The organism is Escherichia sp. E2562 (genome assembly GCF_005781075.1).
Taxonomy (GTDB): Bacteria; Pseudomonadota; Gammaproteobacteria; order Enterobacterales; family Enterobacteriaceae; genus Escherichia.
On record NZ_VATM01000023.1, the window covers coordinates 1 to 17,976 of the forward strand.

The 17,976-nt window shown below is 44.9% G+C and carries 12 protein-coding genes; 2 read left to right on the top strand and 10 right to left on the bottom strand.

Features of this window, described 5'->3' with window-relative positions:
- Positions 1-496 precede the first annotated feature (496 nt).
- Complete coding sequence (locus tag FEK43_RS21210; protein ID WP_130236377.1) at positions 497-1,702, top strand: AAA family ATPase; 1,206 nt, start codon at positions 497-499, stop codon at positions 1,700-1,702.
- Positions 1,699-2,670, top strand: a complete 972-nt coding sequence (locus FEK43_RS21215; RefSeq protein ID WP_240725565.1) for a ParB family protein — start codon at positions 1,699-1,701, stop codon at positions 2,668-2,670. Before FEK43_RS21210 ends, FEK43_RS21215 begins: the two co-directional genes overlap by 4 nt.
- 788 nt (positions 2,671-3,458) lie before the next feature.
- Here FEK43_RS21215 and cadA read toward each other — a convergent pair.
- The 10 genes from cadA to FEK43_RS21265 all read right to left on the bottom strand — a co-directional run bounded on the left by cadA (position 3,459) and on the right by FEK43_RS21265 (position 17,976).
- The gene (gene cadA, locus FEK43_RS21220; RefSeq protein WP_130209511.1) at positions 3,459-5,591 is read right to left on the bottom strand and encodes a lysine decarboxylase CadA; all 2,133 of its coding nucleotides are present in this window, start codon (positions 5,589-5,591) and stop codon (positions 3,459-3,461) included.
- A 77-nt stretch (positions 5,592-5,668) separates the two neighbouring features.
- A complete protein-coding gene (gene cadB / locus FEK43_RS21225) occupies positions 5,669-7,000 on the bottom strand; it encodes a cadaverine/lysine antiporter (protein WP_130236378.1) in 1,332 nt (443 codons plus the stop codon).
- Between the two features lie 363 nt (positions 7,001-7,363).
- Complete coding sequence (gene cadC, locus FEK43_RS21230) at positions 7,364-8,881, bottom strand: lysine decarboxylation/transport transcriptional activator CadC (protein ID WP_130236390.1); 1,518 nt, start codon at positions 8,879-8,881, stop codon at positions 7,364-7,366.
- Positions 8,882-9,219: 338 nt separating this feature from the next.
- Entirely contained in the window at positions 9,220-10,740 is a 1,521-nt protein-coding gene (locus FEK43_RS21235) for a methyl-accepting chemotaxis protein (RefSeq protein ID WP_130236379.1), read from the bottom strand.
- A 43-nt stretch (positions 10,741-10,783) separates the two neighbouring features.
- Complete coding sequence (locus tag FEK43_RS21240; RefSeq protein WP_130209517.1) at positions 10,784-11,293, bottom strand: chemotaxis protein CheW; 510 nt, start codon at positions 11,291-11,293, stop codon at positions 10,784-10,786.
- Positions 11,294-11,303: 10 nt separating this feature from the next.
- The gene (cheA, locus tag FEK43_RS21245; RefSeq protein ID WP_130209519.1) at positions 11,304-13,322 is read right to left on the bottom strand and encodes a chemotaxis protein CheA; all 2,019 of its coding nucleotides are present in this window, start codon (positions 13,320-13,322) and stop codon (positions 11,304-11,306) included.
- A 1-nt stretch (position 13,323) separates the two neighbouring features.
- Positions 13,324-14,283, bottom strand: a complete 960-nt coding sequence (gene motB, locus FEK43_RS21250; RefSeq protein ID WP_130236380.1) for a flagellar motor protein MotB — start codon at positions 14,281-14,283, stop codon at positions 13,324-13,326.
- Positions 14,280-15,173, bottom strand: coding sequence for a flagellar motor stator protein MotA (gene motA, locus FEK43_RS21255; RefSeq protein ID WP_130209523.1), 894 nt, complete (start codon positions 15,171-15,173; stop codon positions 14,280-14,282). The genes motB and motA overlap by 4 nt, the downstream gene beginning before the upstream one ends.
- A gap of 237 nt (positions 15,174-15,410) precedes the next feature.
- Positions 15,411-16,148 (bottom strand): RNA polymerase sigma factor FliA, encoded by a 738-nt coding sequence (locus tag FEK43_RS21260; protein ID WP_130209525.1) that lies wholly within the window; start codon positions 16,146-16,148, stop codon positions 15,411-15,413.
- A 175-nt stretch (positions 16,149-16,323) separates the two neighbouring features.
- Complete coding sequence (locus FEK43_RS21265; protein ID WP_130209527.1) at positions 16,324-17,976, bottom strand: methyl-accepting chemotaxis protein; 1,653 nt, start codon at positions 17,974-17,976, stop codon at positions 16,324-16,326.

A 17,976-nucleotide genomic window follows, 5' to 3' on the forward strand; every position in this document is an offset into this window, starting at 1 on the left:
TGTTTTCAGGGAGGAGATCACCACGACCAAGACGTTTTAGCTTCTTCACCAGGATAACATCACCGTCTTCCACTTTCATACGTAGCAGATCCAGCCCCCTCTGTCGGTAGTGGGATCTGAACAACCACCAATAGCCTGAGCAACATCTATTGCGTAGGCTTTTTTTATCAAAAATACCCTGATATTACCGATGTTTTTGGACTATAGCCCTGACGCGTATTGACTGAAAATAGTGCTATCAGAGTTCCATCAAGTTGAACGCAATACAACAACGATATTATCCAGACAGGCGCTTTATGTACGTCATCAGCACGACATAACCCGGCCTTCTGCCCCACTCCGATCTGGCGAATAACGCCCAAAGATGCTCACAACTCAACAGATAAGTGAGCCGCTACCCGCTATTTTTACCTTATTGCATCTGAAATGTTTACTTTGCCACTTGTATGTAGCATTCTTGACGAAATTCATCATTTCAGCATAAAGGCAGAAAATCATGGATACGCCTGTCCATCTGTTAAAAGTTGCGCAACGTTCAGAGAAAATGCTGTTTTCTCTTACCGAACAAATTCAGTCACAGAAAGAAGAGTTGCAGGAAAACAAGTTTTATCAGGTCTATGCCAAGGCGGCGCTTGCCCGGCTGCCCCGTCTCACGCGCGCCAGCGTGGACTACGCCGTCAACGAGATGGAAGAAAGCGGCTATGTGTTTGATAAGCGCCCCGCTGGTAGCTCCACCAAGTACGCCATGTCGATTCAGAACATTATCGACATTTACCATCACCGTGGCGTTCCTAAATATCGCGACCGCTATCCATCGGCATTCGCCGTTTTCATCGGCAACCTGAAAGGTGGCGTGTCTAAAACGGTCTCTACCGTTTCTCTGGCCCATGCGCTACGCACCCACCCTCACCTGCTTTATGAAGACTTACGCATCCTGGTGGTTGATCTCGATCCGCAGTCTTCGGCAACCATGTTCCTCAACCACACCCGGGCCATTGGCATGGTGGAAGCCACCTCCGCACAGGCCATGCTGCAAAATGTGTCGCGCGAGGAGTTACTCTCAGAATTTATCGTGCCTTCCATTGTGCCGGGCGTAGATGTACTGCCAGCCTCAATTGAAGATGCGTTTATCGCCTCACGCTGGGATGAGTTATGCGCCGAACACCTGCCGGGGCAAAATGTTCACGCTGTGCTGAAAGAGAATGTGATTGATAAACTGCGCAAGGATTACGATTTCATCTTTATCGACAGCGGCCCACACCTTGACGCGTTTCTCAAAAATGCCATCGCCTCAGCCGATCTGCTGTTAACGCCGGTTCCGCCTGCACAGGTCGATTTCCACTCGACGCTGAAATATTTAACCAGACTCCCTGAACTGGTTGAAATTATTAATGAATCCGGCATGAAGTGTAATCTACGGGGCAATATCGGCTTCATGTCAAAACTGTCAAATAAATCCGACCATAAGCTTTGCCATAGCCTGGCAAAAGAGATTTTTGGCGGCGATATGCTCGATGTCGCGTTACCGCGACTGGATGGCTTTGAGCGTTGCGGCGAGTCCTTCGACACCGTTGTCTCGGCAAACCCAGCCACCTATATCGGCAGCAGCGAAGCGTTGAAAAATGCCCGCCACGCCGCTGAAGATTTCGCCCGGGCAGTATTCGACCGCATTGAATTTATCAGAACCAACGGAGTTGTATGATGAGCGCCAAGAGAGTCACCATAGGCCGTACCTTCAAAACCCCTGCGCTGCACGAGGATGATGGCGGACCGTCTCAGGAGCAAATCTTTACTCTCTCCACTGGGCGTCATGTTACTTTTTCGTTGCGCACAATCCCGGCCAATGAGGTCGAAAAAGGAACCTATGTCATTCAGGAGATAAACGGTCGCGATCAGACCTCGCTGACCAGCGAGTCCCTGAAAGACATTACCCGCACGCTCCGCCTGCAACAGTTTTTCCCTTGCATCGGTATTGAGCGGGAAGATGGTGTGGAAATTATTGATGGTTCCCGCAGACGCGCGGCGGCAATTTTGTGCCATACCCCGCTGAAAGTACTGGTCACCACTTCAACGGTGTCTGCCGATGAGGCTCGTAAACTGGCGGCAGATATTCAGACGGCGAAAGAACATAACCTGCGTGAAGTTGGGTTACGCCTGATGGCGCTTAAGGCATCAGGGCTGAATCAGAAACAGATAGCCGCACAGGAAAAACTGTCACCGGCCAAAGTCTCCCGCGCCATGCAGGCGGCCTCCGTTCCGCAGGAGCTGGTTTCACTGTTCCCAGTGCAGTCGGAGCTTCATTTTTCCGATTACAAATTACTGGCTGCGGTAGACGAAAGTCTCGCCGAGAAAAATGTCGAACTGAGCACGCTGATCGAACAAATTTCAGAAGATATTGATCTTATTCTGAGCGAAGGTGGCCTTGCGGAAGATGAGATTAAAAATAAGCTGCTGAAGCTTATTCAGAAAAAATCGTCTTTGCTGATCTCGCTGCCTAAAAAAGAGAAAGCGAAGGTCGTTTCGCTGTGGGCTTTTGATGACAAAGACCGATACGCGCGTAAACGCGTTAATGGCCGAACAATCTCTTTTGAATTTAATCGTCTGACAAAAGAAGTTATGGACGAGTTGGAGCAGTCAATTAATGACGTACTCGCCAGACATCTTGAGTAGGTGTTTTCGCGCGGACATCATGAATGTGCGCGGTAATGGCTATTTAGCCCGACGTAGTTTCTTGCCGGATGCGGCGTAAACGCCTTATCCGGCCTACAGATTTATGTAAATGTAAGCGCTTACTTCATGTAATAACCTGATATTGCTGACAATTTCAACAAAAAATATCCCGTTAACATCAGATAATTCAACGAGCTGACGTGCAGGAAAATGAATTACCCTTCACATCAGCTATATCAGCAGTCAAATACCTGATGGTGAAACGAAATACTCAGGCATTACCTATGAATTATAATTGTGCCACAACAGAACTATTCCTGCGATGACAACAAAAAAACCGATAACGCCGAGTAACAAACTGATCGATACCTGATGACTAAACTTAATTTTTCGGTTACTGAACATAATCTCATATCCTTCCATCTTGCTTCTCCTTTTTCTGTGCTGGTTAATAGCAGGTATATATTTTACAGAGCAACATTTATCTACAATACTTTTCTGGGTGAAAAGAAAGTTTTTATCTTATTTCTTAATTATGTTTAATTTTCTTCTCGAAATTAACTTTTTTGTAGTATGCGCACTATCACATACTGACACTCAGCGTAAGAGAAAACCATCAGGATTTGGCCTTAGTTTAACGGCCAGGAGATGTTGAGAATATTGCTAAAGAGGAATGAGCAGCGGAAAAAAATAAAGCCGGTGAACGACAGCATGTATTCACCGGCCCCTTCCAATAGATCGATATAAGACAGAAGGAAATAAACTGTTATATCAATTTACTACTTTAATTACTTAAGTACTTTCACGGTATAACGGCCATCGGCCTGGCGATACGCACCATGAATATCGGTTTCAAAGCCCGGATAATGCGCGCCAATTTCACACAGCATCTGCAGGAACTCCAGTACCGGACGGCTTTCAGCGGTGATCATTTCGCCAGGCATCACCAGCGGTACACCCGGAGGATACGGCAGGATCATATTGGCGTTCACGCGACCGACCATGTCATCCAGATAAACTTCTTCCACTTCGCTATGCAGTTCTTTCTGGAATGCACGATACGGCGTTACCACCATTTCAGGCAGAACTTCGAACGCGCGATACATCAGATCCGGCAAATTATGGTGAGAAATCAGTTTATGAATATTCTGTGCCAGTTCCTGAATACGCATGTCTTCATAGAATTCAGGATCTTCCTGATACAGTGACGGCAGCATGTTTTTCACACGCAGGTTTAAATCAAAGGCGCGTTTGAACTCGGTCAGACCACGCAACAGGCTCAGAGCTTTGGTTTTATCGATACCAATGCTGAAGAGGAAGAGCAGGTTATAAGGACCGGTTTTCTCAACGATAATGCCATGCTCATCAAGGTATTTCGCCACAATGCTCGCTGGAATACCGAAATCGTCCATCGTGCCGTCTTTCGTCATACCCGGCGTCAGCAGAGTGACTTTGATCGGGTCCAGATACATATGCTCGTTGTCAATGTTCTGGAAACCATGCCAGCCGTTGTCAGAATTGAGCGGCCAGCATTCAACCTGGTCAATCTGCTCTGGCTGCCAGACATCAAAGAACCAACCTTCTGATTCACCTTTTAAGCGTTTAATCTCTTTACGGAACCTGATTGCACGATTAATAGAGCCATCAATCAGACGCTTACCGGCATTACCTTTCATCATTGCCGCAGCCGTTTCAGTCGATGCGACAATACCGTAGTGCGGTGAAGTCGTGGTGTGCATCATATAGGCTTCGCTGAACGTCTCTTCGTTGACATCCCCTTTCACATGGATCATGGATGCCTGAGAAAACGCTGCGAGCAATTTATGCGTAGACTGAGTTTCGTAAATCACTTTACCTTCAACACGACCACCGCTCATCCCGCATTTACCTTTGTAAATTGGCGAGAAATTGGTGTAAGGCACCCAGGCGGAATCAAAGTGGATGGATTTTACGTCCAGCGTTTTCTTGATGTAGTCGGTGTTGTACAGCAGGCCGTCATAAGTCGAGTTGGTAATAACAGCATGTACAGGCCAGGTGGCATTCGGAGTTTCTTGCACGCGTTTGGCGATGGTTTCATGCTGAAATTCGCTCTGCGGAATACCGCCTAAAATACCGTAAGCATTACGGGTCGGGCGGAAGTAGATCGGCGTAATATCGCTCATCATCATCAGATGGGTCAGCGATTTGTGGCAGTTACGGTCAATCAGCACAGTGCTGCCCGCCGGAGCGGAATACATACCGACGATTTTGTTAGCGGTTGACGTACCGTTGGTGACCATATAGCTGCGTTCAGCGTTGAACACGCGAGCAATATACTCTTCCGCTTCTTTGTGCGGACCAGAGTGATCCAGCAGAGATCCCAGCTCAGATACCGAGATGGAGATGTCTGATTTCATGGTGTTTGCACCAAAGAAGTCATAGAAAATGCTACCGACAGGGCTTTTCAGGAATGCCGTACCGCTCATATGACCAGGGGTACAGAATGTGTACTTACCTTCACGAACATATTTGAACAGGGCTTTGGTCAGTGGCGGCAGAATGGTATCGATATATTCGTCAGTATTTTGCTTGATTTTTAAGGCGATATCTTCTGCCGCGCCCAGCGCGTATTCGAAGAAACGCACCTGCATACGCAGCTCGTTAAGGCTGACATCCAGGGTAGAGTGAGTATTTGCAAACGCATACAGTGGCATGTACTCATTCATGGCGCTGATTTCTTCGCACAGAGCAAGATTGTACTTATCCCAGTCGAAGATCACGCCGCAAAGTTGAGCATTATTTTCAATCAGCTTCAGCAGATCTTCGCGGTCGTTTGGATAGACAACGTGGAAGCCCCGTTTTTCAAGGGCGCAATGCAATTCACGGATAGGCTCTTCTTTAAAGTAAACACCCATCTGATTCATTATCGCGATAACGTTCATATTTATATCTCCTGATAGAGCTGGCTCCTCCCGTCTCGTTGTGGGAGAACGAGAGGAACGCAGAGAAACGAAGGGAATTAGTGGGTGTCTACGCTGCTAACGTCGTCAGCAGCATGTTCGCGCTGGTGCAATTTACGACCGTAAAACATCAGGATTATCAGGCTGACGATAAATGTCCCGGTCAGCTCGAAGGACGTGGCGCCTGACAGAGCGATGAAGCAGAAGACACAACCCAGCACTGAACAAACCAGGCTGGCGCTGTTACGCAGGTTGACGCCTTCGAAACGAATCAGATCAACACAGGAGTAGAAGTAAGGAAGCATGGTTAACAGCACGGCGATCCCGGTTAGCACACCAAACAGGTCAGAAGCTTTACCACCGGTAGAGTTCATCACCGTGATCAACACCATCAGGGCTGTCATTTTCACCGCTGCAAGCAGCAGGCCTTTTTTAGGGATGTTATTACTGTCAACATCACCATAAACTTTCGGGAAGTTGCCGTCGTTTGCCGCACGGACACCCGCCTGGCCAACCAGCATCATCCAGGAACCGAGGGAAGTCAGACAGGCGAAAGCGGTAAAAGCAGAAACCACCGGTGCGGCCCAGCCGCCAAACATCGTCGCGGCGCTAACGGCGAACGGAGCACCAGAAGCAGCCATACGGTCGGCAGGGAACATCCCGGAAAGCACCTGGGTTGCGGCAATATAAACAATACCGGCCATTGCCGTGCCAAGCATGGTTGCCAGCGGAACGGTGCGTTTTGGATTCTTCACCATGCCGCTGCTCACCGCAGCAGATTCAACGCCAACGAAAGCCCACAGGCAGAGCAGAATACTGTTAATCACAGCGCGGCTGTCAGTCGTACCGGAGGTGTTCCAGTTCGCCTGGTAAGTCGCCAGATCAAACCAGTGCCAGCCAATAACAGCAGTCAGCGCGACAGGAATCAGTACCAGTATCAGGCCAATCGTCGTCAAACGACTCACCCAGGTACCGCCAAGCATGTTGACGAACGTAAAGATCCAGACGATAGCAATACAGGCAATGCCGGCTGGAATTGGGCTATTTAATACAGGGAAGAAAGTAGAAAGATAAGAGACTGCGGTAATACCAATAGCAAGGTTACCGATCCAGTTCGCATGGTAATAAAGAACACCGGTCTGGAAACCGAATGCCGGAGATATTTCCCCCGCATAAGCAATTGGACCACCTTGTTGCGGGTTTTTGGTCGCCAGGCGGGCATAAACATAGGCCAGCGACATCGCGCCAATAATAGAGATAATCCATCCCCAGATTGCAATACCACCAATGCTGGCAAGATTCGCGGGTAATAATGCAATCCCGCTGCCCATCATATTACCGGCTACCACGCCAGTACAGGCAAATAGCCCGATCTGTTTGGCAGAACTCATATTTTCAATCTCCTGGATTTAATATTCAAGGCACTAGTCAACATGTAAACAACGCTGCAGACTGGCCGACTACAGAAAAGAGTACTAATTCAGGAGAATGAAGTCCTAAAGATAAAATGAATAAACAATAAACGATATATAAATGATGTTTTTTAGAGAACCATAAAGGTTATCTGGATTATCTACGGTTATCATGAAAAGATAAATCTTGTTGAATATCAACAAATTAAAGTAACTTTCTTAAGAATAAAACCGTAGTTCATCTGACTTATGATGGATTACGTAAAATATAAATACGGTGACTGATGACATGAAAAAAACGCCTTATCATATTATTTAAGAAAAAATATGATAAGGCTTCATTTATTCTGCTGAAGAATAATTTTCAAGGTAGGGTACGATGCGGTTTAGTGATGTCTGGAATATTCCGTTTTTAATCCAGTACAGCGTGTTTTCACCAGGACGCAAATTAAATGCGGTAATATAGGCATCAGCAGCAAGACGGTTTTCGCCTTTCATTTCGTAGACTTTTCCCAGCAGGATATAGTTTAGCCAGGAGAGCTCATTTCGGATACCAAGATTAATTGCCTGATACGCCTCCTCCACGTTGCCACGATCTAACAAATCGACAGTTTTAATCTGATAGTAAATCGCTGAATCCTTGATCCCTGGGCTGTTACGAATTTTCTCCATCGAGGCATATAACGTTTTAAGCTGTTTGTCATCAAGCAACTGCTGCGTATGGCGAAAAATATCGATCAATGCTTTTTCAGCATTAACATAGGTAAATTCCGGGGACTGTTTCGCCACGTCTTCGAGGATTTCACTGGCTTTGTTTAGCGATGCAGCATCCCCCTGCATTAACAACTGATGTGCTTCAAAAAAATGTGCCAGAGACTGACTTTTAATGGGTTGATAATGGTTCATCATTTCCGTCATTTTGTCTGACCAGGATAGCGAGAGCGCCGATGATAAATTGCTCAGTAAATCATTCTGGATCGCAACCTCATTAGACCCCGTAATGAAGTAACGTTTATCCAGCATAACCTCGCCGTTCGCATGATCGACCAGGCGGACAGACATAAAACATTGCTGTGCGCGATAGTGACGTTGATTGAGAAACTCCAGCGTTAACGTTTTCCCTGAATTTCCCGAAACATGGCCACTGTAGTTTATTTTGTCATGCACCATATAATTAGAAAATGTGTTAAGCGTGGATGTCACCAGGCTTCCTAAGCCAACGGCATAAAAAAGCTGTAAATTCCAGTTATTACATGCATTTCCATTAACGAGGTGTATATCAATATCAAGTGGATTCAGCAGAAGCTGAGTATTGGTCGTCGTTAAATTAGATTTAATTGCTGTTTTTGCAACCATAAATACACAACTGAGCACGGCTAGTAAAAATATAGCCCAAACGATAACAACACGGAAATGATGATATTTACGCGGCTGATTATCCGTTAATTGAGGTGCGGTAATGGTGGGGGCATTGGTCGGTGGCGGAGTATCAGACATAATATCGGATTGTTCAGGCGTCAATTCCATTTCTTCAGCACACCATATTACCGGCGCGGTGAGTTTATATCCACGCTTGGGGATAGTAACGATATATTCATTATTTTCATCATCATCGCCATTTTTTAATGACTTGCGTAATTCAGAAATAGATTGTGTTACAACGTGGCTGGTAACGATATTACGCTTCCACACATGGTCAATCAACTCATCGCGCGTAAGCACCTCTCCGGGGTGATGAGCAAGAAAAACCAGAAGATCGATTAATCGCGGTTCGAGTGTTGTCCGCCGCCCGTTGCAGCTGATTTGATTAACATCGGGACTGACTAACCATTCGCCCACTCGAACGACAGGTTGCTGCATAAAATTAGCTCCAAAAAACGGCTTGTTATATGCAGATATTAACACCCTCTTCAATTGTTGCATCTGTTTCCATATTATTAACCATAAAATAAGTTAAATCTGTAGCAAAAATAAACCAACTTAAGATATTTAATGAGATTAACTCAGGTGTTTACCCTGGCTAATATAAAGGCATTTATATTAATCCTATATAAATAGATTAAGCCTACTACTAAAAATTAACCAGTCCAAACCAGGAGTAGTAACGAGAAAAACAGGAATAGTAATCGTAGTTATCGACAACGATGGCAGATATAACACCCTGGTAGGGTGCTATATCTGATGTGCATCGGGGATAATCAAAGATCATTAATCGGTAATTTAAAGAAGGCGATCATTTCCTGTAATTGTCTGACCTGATCATGCAGACTCAGTGCGATGGTTTCCGATTCGCCGACCAATATGCTATTACGCTGCGTCACGCTATCCATTTCAGTCAGTGCATACGCAACCTGCTGAATTCCCTTGCTCTGCTCTTCAGACGCCTGTGAGATATCATTCATAATGCTGTTGACATCATAAATGGCATCTACCATTTCATTAATCGTCTTACCCGCATTGGAAGCCAGCGCATTGCCTGTATTAACATGTTCAACGGCTGTGGTTATCAATTCATTGATTTCTTTTGCCGCACTGGCGCTGTTTTGAGCCAGATGCCGTACTTCACTGGCAACGACAGCAAATCCACGTCCATGATCTCCGGCTCTTGCCGCTTCAACAGCAGCATTAAGCGCCAGGATATATGTCTGGCGAGCGATGTCATCCACAACTTTGTTAATTTCCGATATCTTTTTAACACTTTGCTCAATAGTACGGATGGTTTCCGTAACCGCCTGCGCCGCCGTCAGCCCTTCCTGTGCCGTCGTATTTGCCGCGCTGGCAAATTCATTCGCTTTTTTTGCGTTGTCAGCATTATGCGCGACTGTCGTACTAATCTCTTCCATATTGGCAGCCGTAAGCTGTAATGCCCCCGCCTGCTCCTCTGTACGAGTTGACAGGTCGCTGTTGCCATGCGCCATTTCATCAGTACTGTCACTGATTAATTCAATTGAACTTTTAAACGTTGTAAGGATTTCGCTTAAATTGAGCCGCATAGTATCCAGTTGCTCAATAACTTCGCCAATTTCGTTTTTCTGACCGATGTCTAAGGTATGGTTAAGTTCGCCATTAGAAATTAAAGAAAAGCATTCTTTAATGTATTCAAATCGTGAGAATACTTTATTTTTTAACCATAGCCAGCCAACAACCGATAATATTATCCAAAAACCGAAAGAGAATATACTAACATAATAAGAGTCAGTTAACAGACAGTTAATAATATCCTTAGCTTCAGGCTCATCATATTTATAGACATAATCATCCAGAGCATTTTCCTGAATAACAAAATTATCGACCTCTTTTTGCACTTCACTCAGTCGACCCGAACTAAACGCCTTTTCAACATTTGCAAAAGCATTACTGACTGCCTGAGTGGATTTCGAACCAACTTTAGCATCATCAGAAATTACATTCAGATACTCATGGAAATAATTTTTAGCAGATTCCATGTTATGCATGGATTTACTATTGTCACGGTAATCCCATTCTTCAAAGACAAGTTCAAGCGCTTGCCGTGTCTTTGACAATTTATTGATCTGATCTAAACCTGTCGTTAGCCTGAAAACGTTATTCTTAATCTCAATAAAATGATATAATGTTATAATATTTGACATAGTGAAGAGCAAAACAACAAAAGAAACGGCAATAATAAAAGTTGTTTTTAGAGATAATGAGTCAGGTAAGAACCTGAGCTTCTCGCTGATTTTTGATGAAAAAATCATTATTCACCTGACCTGTAAGCATGAAAATTACTAAAGCAACATTTTAGTCAACTGATATTTCTGCTGTACGCTCAACCAATTGCATTTCTTCACTGTTAAGCAATTTTTCAATATCTACGAGAATAAGCATTCTGGAATCAAGCGTACCTAAGCCAAGCAAGTAATCCGTAGCTAATTTTGCGCCACTAAAATCAGGTGCCGGGCGAATTTGTTCGGGTGACAAGGAGAGCACATCAGAGACACCATCGACCACTATCCCAACTATTTTATTAGAAAAACTTAACACGATAACGACTGTGTTTTCATCAAATGCGACAGTGTCGAGATGAAATTTAACGCGAAAGTCAACTACAGGTACAATAACGCCGCGAAGGTTTGTCACACCGGCAATAAAATCAGGGGTATTCGCAATGCGTGTAACACGTTCATAGCCGCGAATTTCCTGAACCTTTAATATCTCGATCCCATACTCTTCTTGTCCAAGAGTAAAAATTAAATATTCATTACCGACATTTTCTTTTGCCGACTGCTTATCGTTATCTGTGAGTTTCATAATGTATTCCTTAATTGAGAACCTTGCCGGAATCCACTATTGCAGGCGTCATTGCTGTTCTGGAATAAAGCGCAGCAACATCCAGGATCATAGCTACGCTGCCGTCCCCCAGAATAGTGGCAGCAGCAATTCCCGGCACCTTACGATAGTTTTGTTCGAGATTTTTGACGACAACCTGATGCTGACCAATCAGTTGATCAACCAGTAGCGCATAACGAACGCCAGCACTTTGCACGACGACCGCAATACCTTCATTTACACTCTGTAAATCACTCTGGATACCGAAAAGATTATTCAGCTCTATGAGGGCCAGATATTCCTCTCTGACTTTCAATACCAGCTCACCGCCGGACATTCTGTTTAACGGCATTTCCAGTAACATCAGCGATTCCATCACTGCGCCAAGCGGAAGAACATAAATTTCTGACCCAACGCGTACAGACATACCGTCCAGAATTGCCAGCGTCAGAGGTAATATTATCCGGATAGTGGTTCCACGCCCCTGCTCTGAATGGATTGTCACATGGCCGCCCATATCCTGAATGTTTCGTTTCACGACATCCATACCAACACCACGACCGGAGACATCGGTAACTTTCTCTGCGGTGGAGAAACCCGCTGCAAAAATGAGCATCCAGACTTCTTCATCGCTGGGGTTATCACTAATAGCGACGCCCTGCGCATGAGCGCGATTAAGGATTTTTTCTCTGTTGAGGCCGGCGCCATCATCCACGACTTCGATAACAATATTACCGCCGTGGTGCTCTGCCGATAGCGTCAGGCTACCGGTAGCAGGTTTACCATTAGCGAGCCTGACATCAATCGGCTCAATACCGTGATCCAGACTATTACGTACCAGATGTGTAAGAGGGTCGATAATGCGTTCGATTAAACTTTTATCCAGTTCAGCAGAACCGCCCCACAGCGTCAGTTCTACCTGTTTATTTAATTTATTAGCAAGATCATGAACTAAACGCGGAAAACGGCTGAAGACATATTCCATCGGCATCATACGGATCGACATCACCGATGCCTGCAAATCCCGTGCATTACGTTCGAGTTGCGCAATACTGTTAATCAGCGAATCGTACTGAGCAGGATCCAGCCCCGCAGATAACTGTGTAAGCATGGTCTGGGTGATAATAAGTTCACCGACCTGGTTAATTATCTGATCTACTTTTTCTACGGCGACACGAATACTACCGGATTCAGTACCTTGTTTACGGGATTCGCTGGCACCACGCAGTTTTCTTGCTGGCGCAGCGCCAGTCGGGGAACTGGCTGTTGCAGAAAATCCACTATCGTTTGTTTCTCCCGCAACACCGCCTGTATCCGGACAGGTATTTTCTACAAAATCGTCATCACAAACATCAATTGTGATTTGTTCTGGTTCCAGAATAAAACATAATACCGCCAGAATATCATCCGCAGCGGTAGTGGTAAACATACGAGCCTGCAGGCTGCTTTTCTCAATTTTAAGATCCTGCAACTCGCCAAGATTTTTAAGTTCCTCAACAAGAGGTTCGAAATCCTTTTCTCCCAGATCCCTGAGGGTAATCTTTAAAATATCTTCTCCCGTTCCTGTATCTTTTTTACTTTCTTTTATCGGCTCGGACTGAGTGTTGTTATTAACAGTGCCCTCCCTGGATTCCAGGGCCATCTGTCTCAGTGCCTCGCAAATATACCGGTAGCTGTCCTCATCCGGCGAGCGGGAAGATTTATATGCATCAAGTTGATCCTGCATAATATCCTTACTTTCTAAAAAAAGATTAATGATGCCTTCATTGAGCTGGAGTTTTCCGCTGCGGGCATCATCCAGAATATTTTCCAGAATATGCGTTGTTTCCTGCAATATGGTAAAACCAAATGTCCCCGCGCCGCCTTTAATCGAATGAGCGGCTCGGAAGATAGCGTTCAGGCTTTCCTTATCAGGCGTTCGCGGATTAAGCTCAAGCAAATGCCCTTCCATATCTGCCAATAGCTCATCGGCTTCATCAAAGAAAGTCTGATAAAAATCGCTGATATCCATCTTATTTCGTCTTCTCCTGAACAGGAATTTCGGACGCGGGGTGTAACGGCGGGTTAGCGGTGCCAAGTGTGCTGGATGGCGCAGAGAGTTTTTGTTCTGTCACATCACTGTTAAGCAACTTATCCTCGTTCATAATTTCTTGTTCTTTCTCTTCACTCAGCACGAGGATACTGATACGACGGTTGACGGGATCGTCTTTCGCTGTACCGGTCTGATTCATACTGTCAGCATCACCGATAACCTGTAAGAATTTGCCAACTTCCAGACCATGATTAATAAGTATTCTTCTCGCCGCGTTAGCACGATCAACGGAAAGTTCCCAGTTGCTATAGCCTGCGTCGCCGCCGGCATAAGGCAACGAATCAGTATGTCCGGTTACCATTATGTGATTCGGTAATTGGTTCAAAACAGGCACTAATGCCTCCAGAATTCCGACCATATAGGTTTCCGGTGTCCAGCTACCAACTTTAAACATCGGGCGTTCCTGGCTGTCCGTTATCTGTATCAACAGTCCATTCGGGGTCAACGATAAACGTAAATTTGAACGGAATTTGTTCAGACGGGCATCCGTCTTCATGATGTCGTGCAGCTTTGACTCTGCATGCTTCAGCGTTTTATTTCCCGAATAGAAATGATCTTCCTGCTTTTGCAAAACAGTTTTCTGAACTTCCCCATTCTGATGAACAACATCCTCGCCACCGCCGGGAATAATACTTTGGCTCTGAGTATCTTTGTCGCCATGTTCGGCCATAGGTACGCCGATGGGGATTTTGAAATACTCTGCAAGCTGATGACGCTGCTCTGGCGTGGAGGAAGAAACCAGCCACATAACCAAAAAAAAGGACATCATGGCAGTCATAAAATCGGCATAAGCAATTTTCCACGAACCACCATGTAAACCTTCTTTTTTATTACCTGAGCGTCTTACAACAACAATGTTGCCGGTCCCGTTGTTCTTCATGGGGCCTCACCTGTGGAAGAATTATTGGCCGAATATTTCGCCTGGCGAACATGTTCCTCAAGCTCGGCAAAGCCCGGACGTTCGCTGGTAAAGAGGGTTTTTCGACCGAACTCAACCGCAATTTGCGGCGCAGAACCATGAATACATGACAGCAACGTAGTTTTAATACACTGAAGCATTTTTATTTGCTCGGCACTTTTCTGCCGTAACAGAGACGCCAGCGGAAGCACCAAACCATAGGCCAGTAGGATCCCTAAAAAGGTTCCCACCATCGCATGGGCTATCAAAGCACCAAGTTCAGCGGCGGGTTTATCTACTGCGCTAAGGGCGTTTACGACCCCCATAACGGCCGCCACAATACCGAATGCCGGTAAAGCATCACCTGCAGTCTGCAAACTGTGAACCGTTGTTTCATATTCCATTTCGCAGGTTTCAATTTCCTCATCCATTAAAGATTCCATTTCAAAGGCGTTCATACTGCCACTGATCATCAGTCGCAGGTAATCAACCATAAAATTCATCACGCTTTTATCTTTCAATAAGCGGGGATAAGAAGAAAAAATATCACTGCTTTCAGGATCTTCAATATCATTTTCCAGTGACATTAGCCCTTTTTGACGTCCTTTACTTAGCAGTAAAAACATCATGGCCAGTAAATCCATGTACATTTCTTTTGAGTAAAGTGCCTTAGCCCGGAATAAGACAGGAAATGTTTTTATAGTTGAACGAATAGCCTTGCCATTATTACCAACGATAAATGCACCCAGACCTGCGCCAGCGATAATCAAAAATTCGGTTGGCTGATATAATGACATCAGATATCCTCCGGCGAGGACATAACCACCAAACACAGTCACAAAAACTACAAAATATCCTAATAAAACAAGCATGTTCGCTCCTTACCATCGGTCATGCCTGGTATAAAAAAGGCTGACAGAGATGTTCACTACGATGAAAAACTACCGAACATCCCGACGGCAGCGTAAACAACGACAAAGAGAAATCTCTATCGTGATAATAAAATCACGAAGGCGAATGCTCATGGTTGCATATCTGTACAGGAGGTACGACAATCACATATTAGATAATAATATCTGTAACTGAATGACCAACCTCAGGACATCAAGTTATTGCAGATTAATATCTGCATGCATTTCAAGCCTTGCTCTTAATCTTTTGATTGTCTGACTGTGTAATTGGCTGATGCGTGTTTCTGTCACAGATAACAAGAGGCCAATCTCTTTCATATTAAGATCCTGCTGATAATACAGATTTAATAGAAACTGCTCTCGCTCGGGTAACTGCTGAATTTCTTCACTAATTTTCTGCATAAGATCTTTACGCAGAATATCGTTTAAAGGATTTTCCTCATCAGTTTGAAATTCAGAAAGTTCGAACCCTTCAACCCCATCTTCCATCAGCTCATCAAGCGAACATATCAGGCTTGAGTTTGTTTCCTGTAAAACAGTCTGGTAATCCTGCAGCGACATTTCCAGTTCCGCTGCGACTTCTTGTTCTGTCGCTGCATTGCCGGTTCGCTGTTCCACGCGAGCTATCGCTGCGCTAACTTCACGCGATTTTCGCCTTATGCGGCGCGGCGCCCAGTCATTTTCACGCAGTTCATCAATGAATGCCCAGCGAACACGCTGCGCCAGAAAAACTTTCAGTTTCACCCCCATACTGGGATCAAACTGATCGACTGCGTTCATCACTGCTATTGCACCAGCCTGCATCAGGTCATCCAGTTCAACCCCGGCAGGGAGTCGAGCTTGCAATTTAAGGGCTTCGTGGCGGACCAATCCGCCAAATTGCGCCCATAAATCACTCTTATTATATGTTACAGCCAGATTATATAACCCCTTCACTTTACCATATTCCGTATTATTACAATGAAGGCTTATTATTCGGCATTCCCGGGTAATCACATAGCCTGATAAAAGCGATTAAAGTGAAACATATCAGGACTTCAATAATCAAAGGTAAATTCATCTTTTATATACCTAATAATTATCCTGATATGTATCTTACTATTATTTTAATTTAGAATGATTCCCACTCATCATCTGACTGAATTGGTGTTTTTTTCGATACATCAGGTAATACATGTTTTCTGGTTTGTTTTTTAACATTCCAGGAACGTTTATCTTTTTCTTCTTCGACAACAAAAGAAGAAACCATATTATCCAATTCCCCGGCATTCGTTTCGACATCACTGGTGGTTTTAGCGGCCTGCTCTACCATCGCAGCATTTTGTTGCGTAACCAGATCCATTTCATTGATTGCCTGCGCAATCTGGCTTATGCCGATACTTTGCTCATCAGAAGCTGAGGTAATTTCTGCCATGATATCAGTAACCTGAATGACAGATTTGACGATCTCCTTCATCGATTCCCCGGCGACAACCATCTCCTGAGAACCGGTATTCATGTTGGCGACACAAGTATTAATCAGCAAACGAATCTCTTTTGCTGCATCTGCGCTACGTTTAGCCAGGTTGCGAACTTCACCGGCAACAACGGCAAACCCGCGCCCCTGTTCACCTGCACGCGCCGCTTCTACTGCCGCGTTCAACGCCAGAATATTGGTCTGATTAGCAATGCTGTCGATAACGCCGTTGATATCTGCAATCTGGCGGGAACTGTCTGATATTTCACGCATAATTCCGTCAAGATTACTCATCACATCACCGCCGTTGCGTGCGCTAATGCTGGCGCTTTCTGCAAGTTGTCTGGCGCTGTGGGCGTTATCGGCGTTCTGACGAACGGTGATTTTTAGCTCTTCCATACTGGCAGCAGTTTGCTGCAGTGCAGAAGCCTGTTCTTCCGTGCGTGATGACAAGTCATTGTTGCTACTAGCAATTTCATGAACATTATGGTAAATCTGCTTCACGCCGCCACGGATGCCATTAACCGTTTCCGTCAGCGACAAACGCATTTTTTCAACTTCAGCCAGCATTAAGCCGATTTCATTCAGATTACCAATTTTTGTCTGATGGCTCAGGTCGCCGCTGGCTATTGCCCTGAACGCCTCTTTTGCCATCTCAAGTCGTTGAAAAAGATTGCGTTTCAACCAGATCCGCGAAACTAAAAATATTACAAAGCCCAGCAATAGCGTAATCACCGAGATGGTGGTTATTCTTTGCGTTTCTATGTCTGACTCGACATTAAATTTGTTGGTAACACGAGCGGCTTCGTCCAGATAAGCGTCAATACTAGTGCGTAATGCATGTTGCACGTCCATATCGTCAGCAACGATATTGCCTGGATAATCTTCCGGATGCGTGATGAATCCCATTTTATTGGTTTCTCTGTCCAGAGCATCCTCAAAGCTTTTTTTGACAACCAGCGCCCGGTTATGTTCTTCCTGGGTGGTGAACGGCTTATCCATAAACTGGCTGATTAGCTTACGTGATTTATTTAACACATCACGATAAGTATCTATTTCATCCTGAGTAATTTCTTGTTTGGTAATATTGTGCATCATCAGCGAATTAATTCCGCTGAAACTGTCAAGCGTATAGATAGCCGCCATCATCAGAGATTCATTCTTATCCAGAGATAAGATGGCTCTGTCAAAATTCCTTGATGCGTTATTTGAGTTCACATAACTCAAACCGGATACCAACACGAGAAATAAGATGAACATACCCAGCAGGATATTCATCCAGGTCGAAATATTAAAGTGTTTTAACAT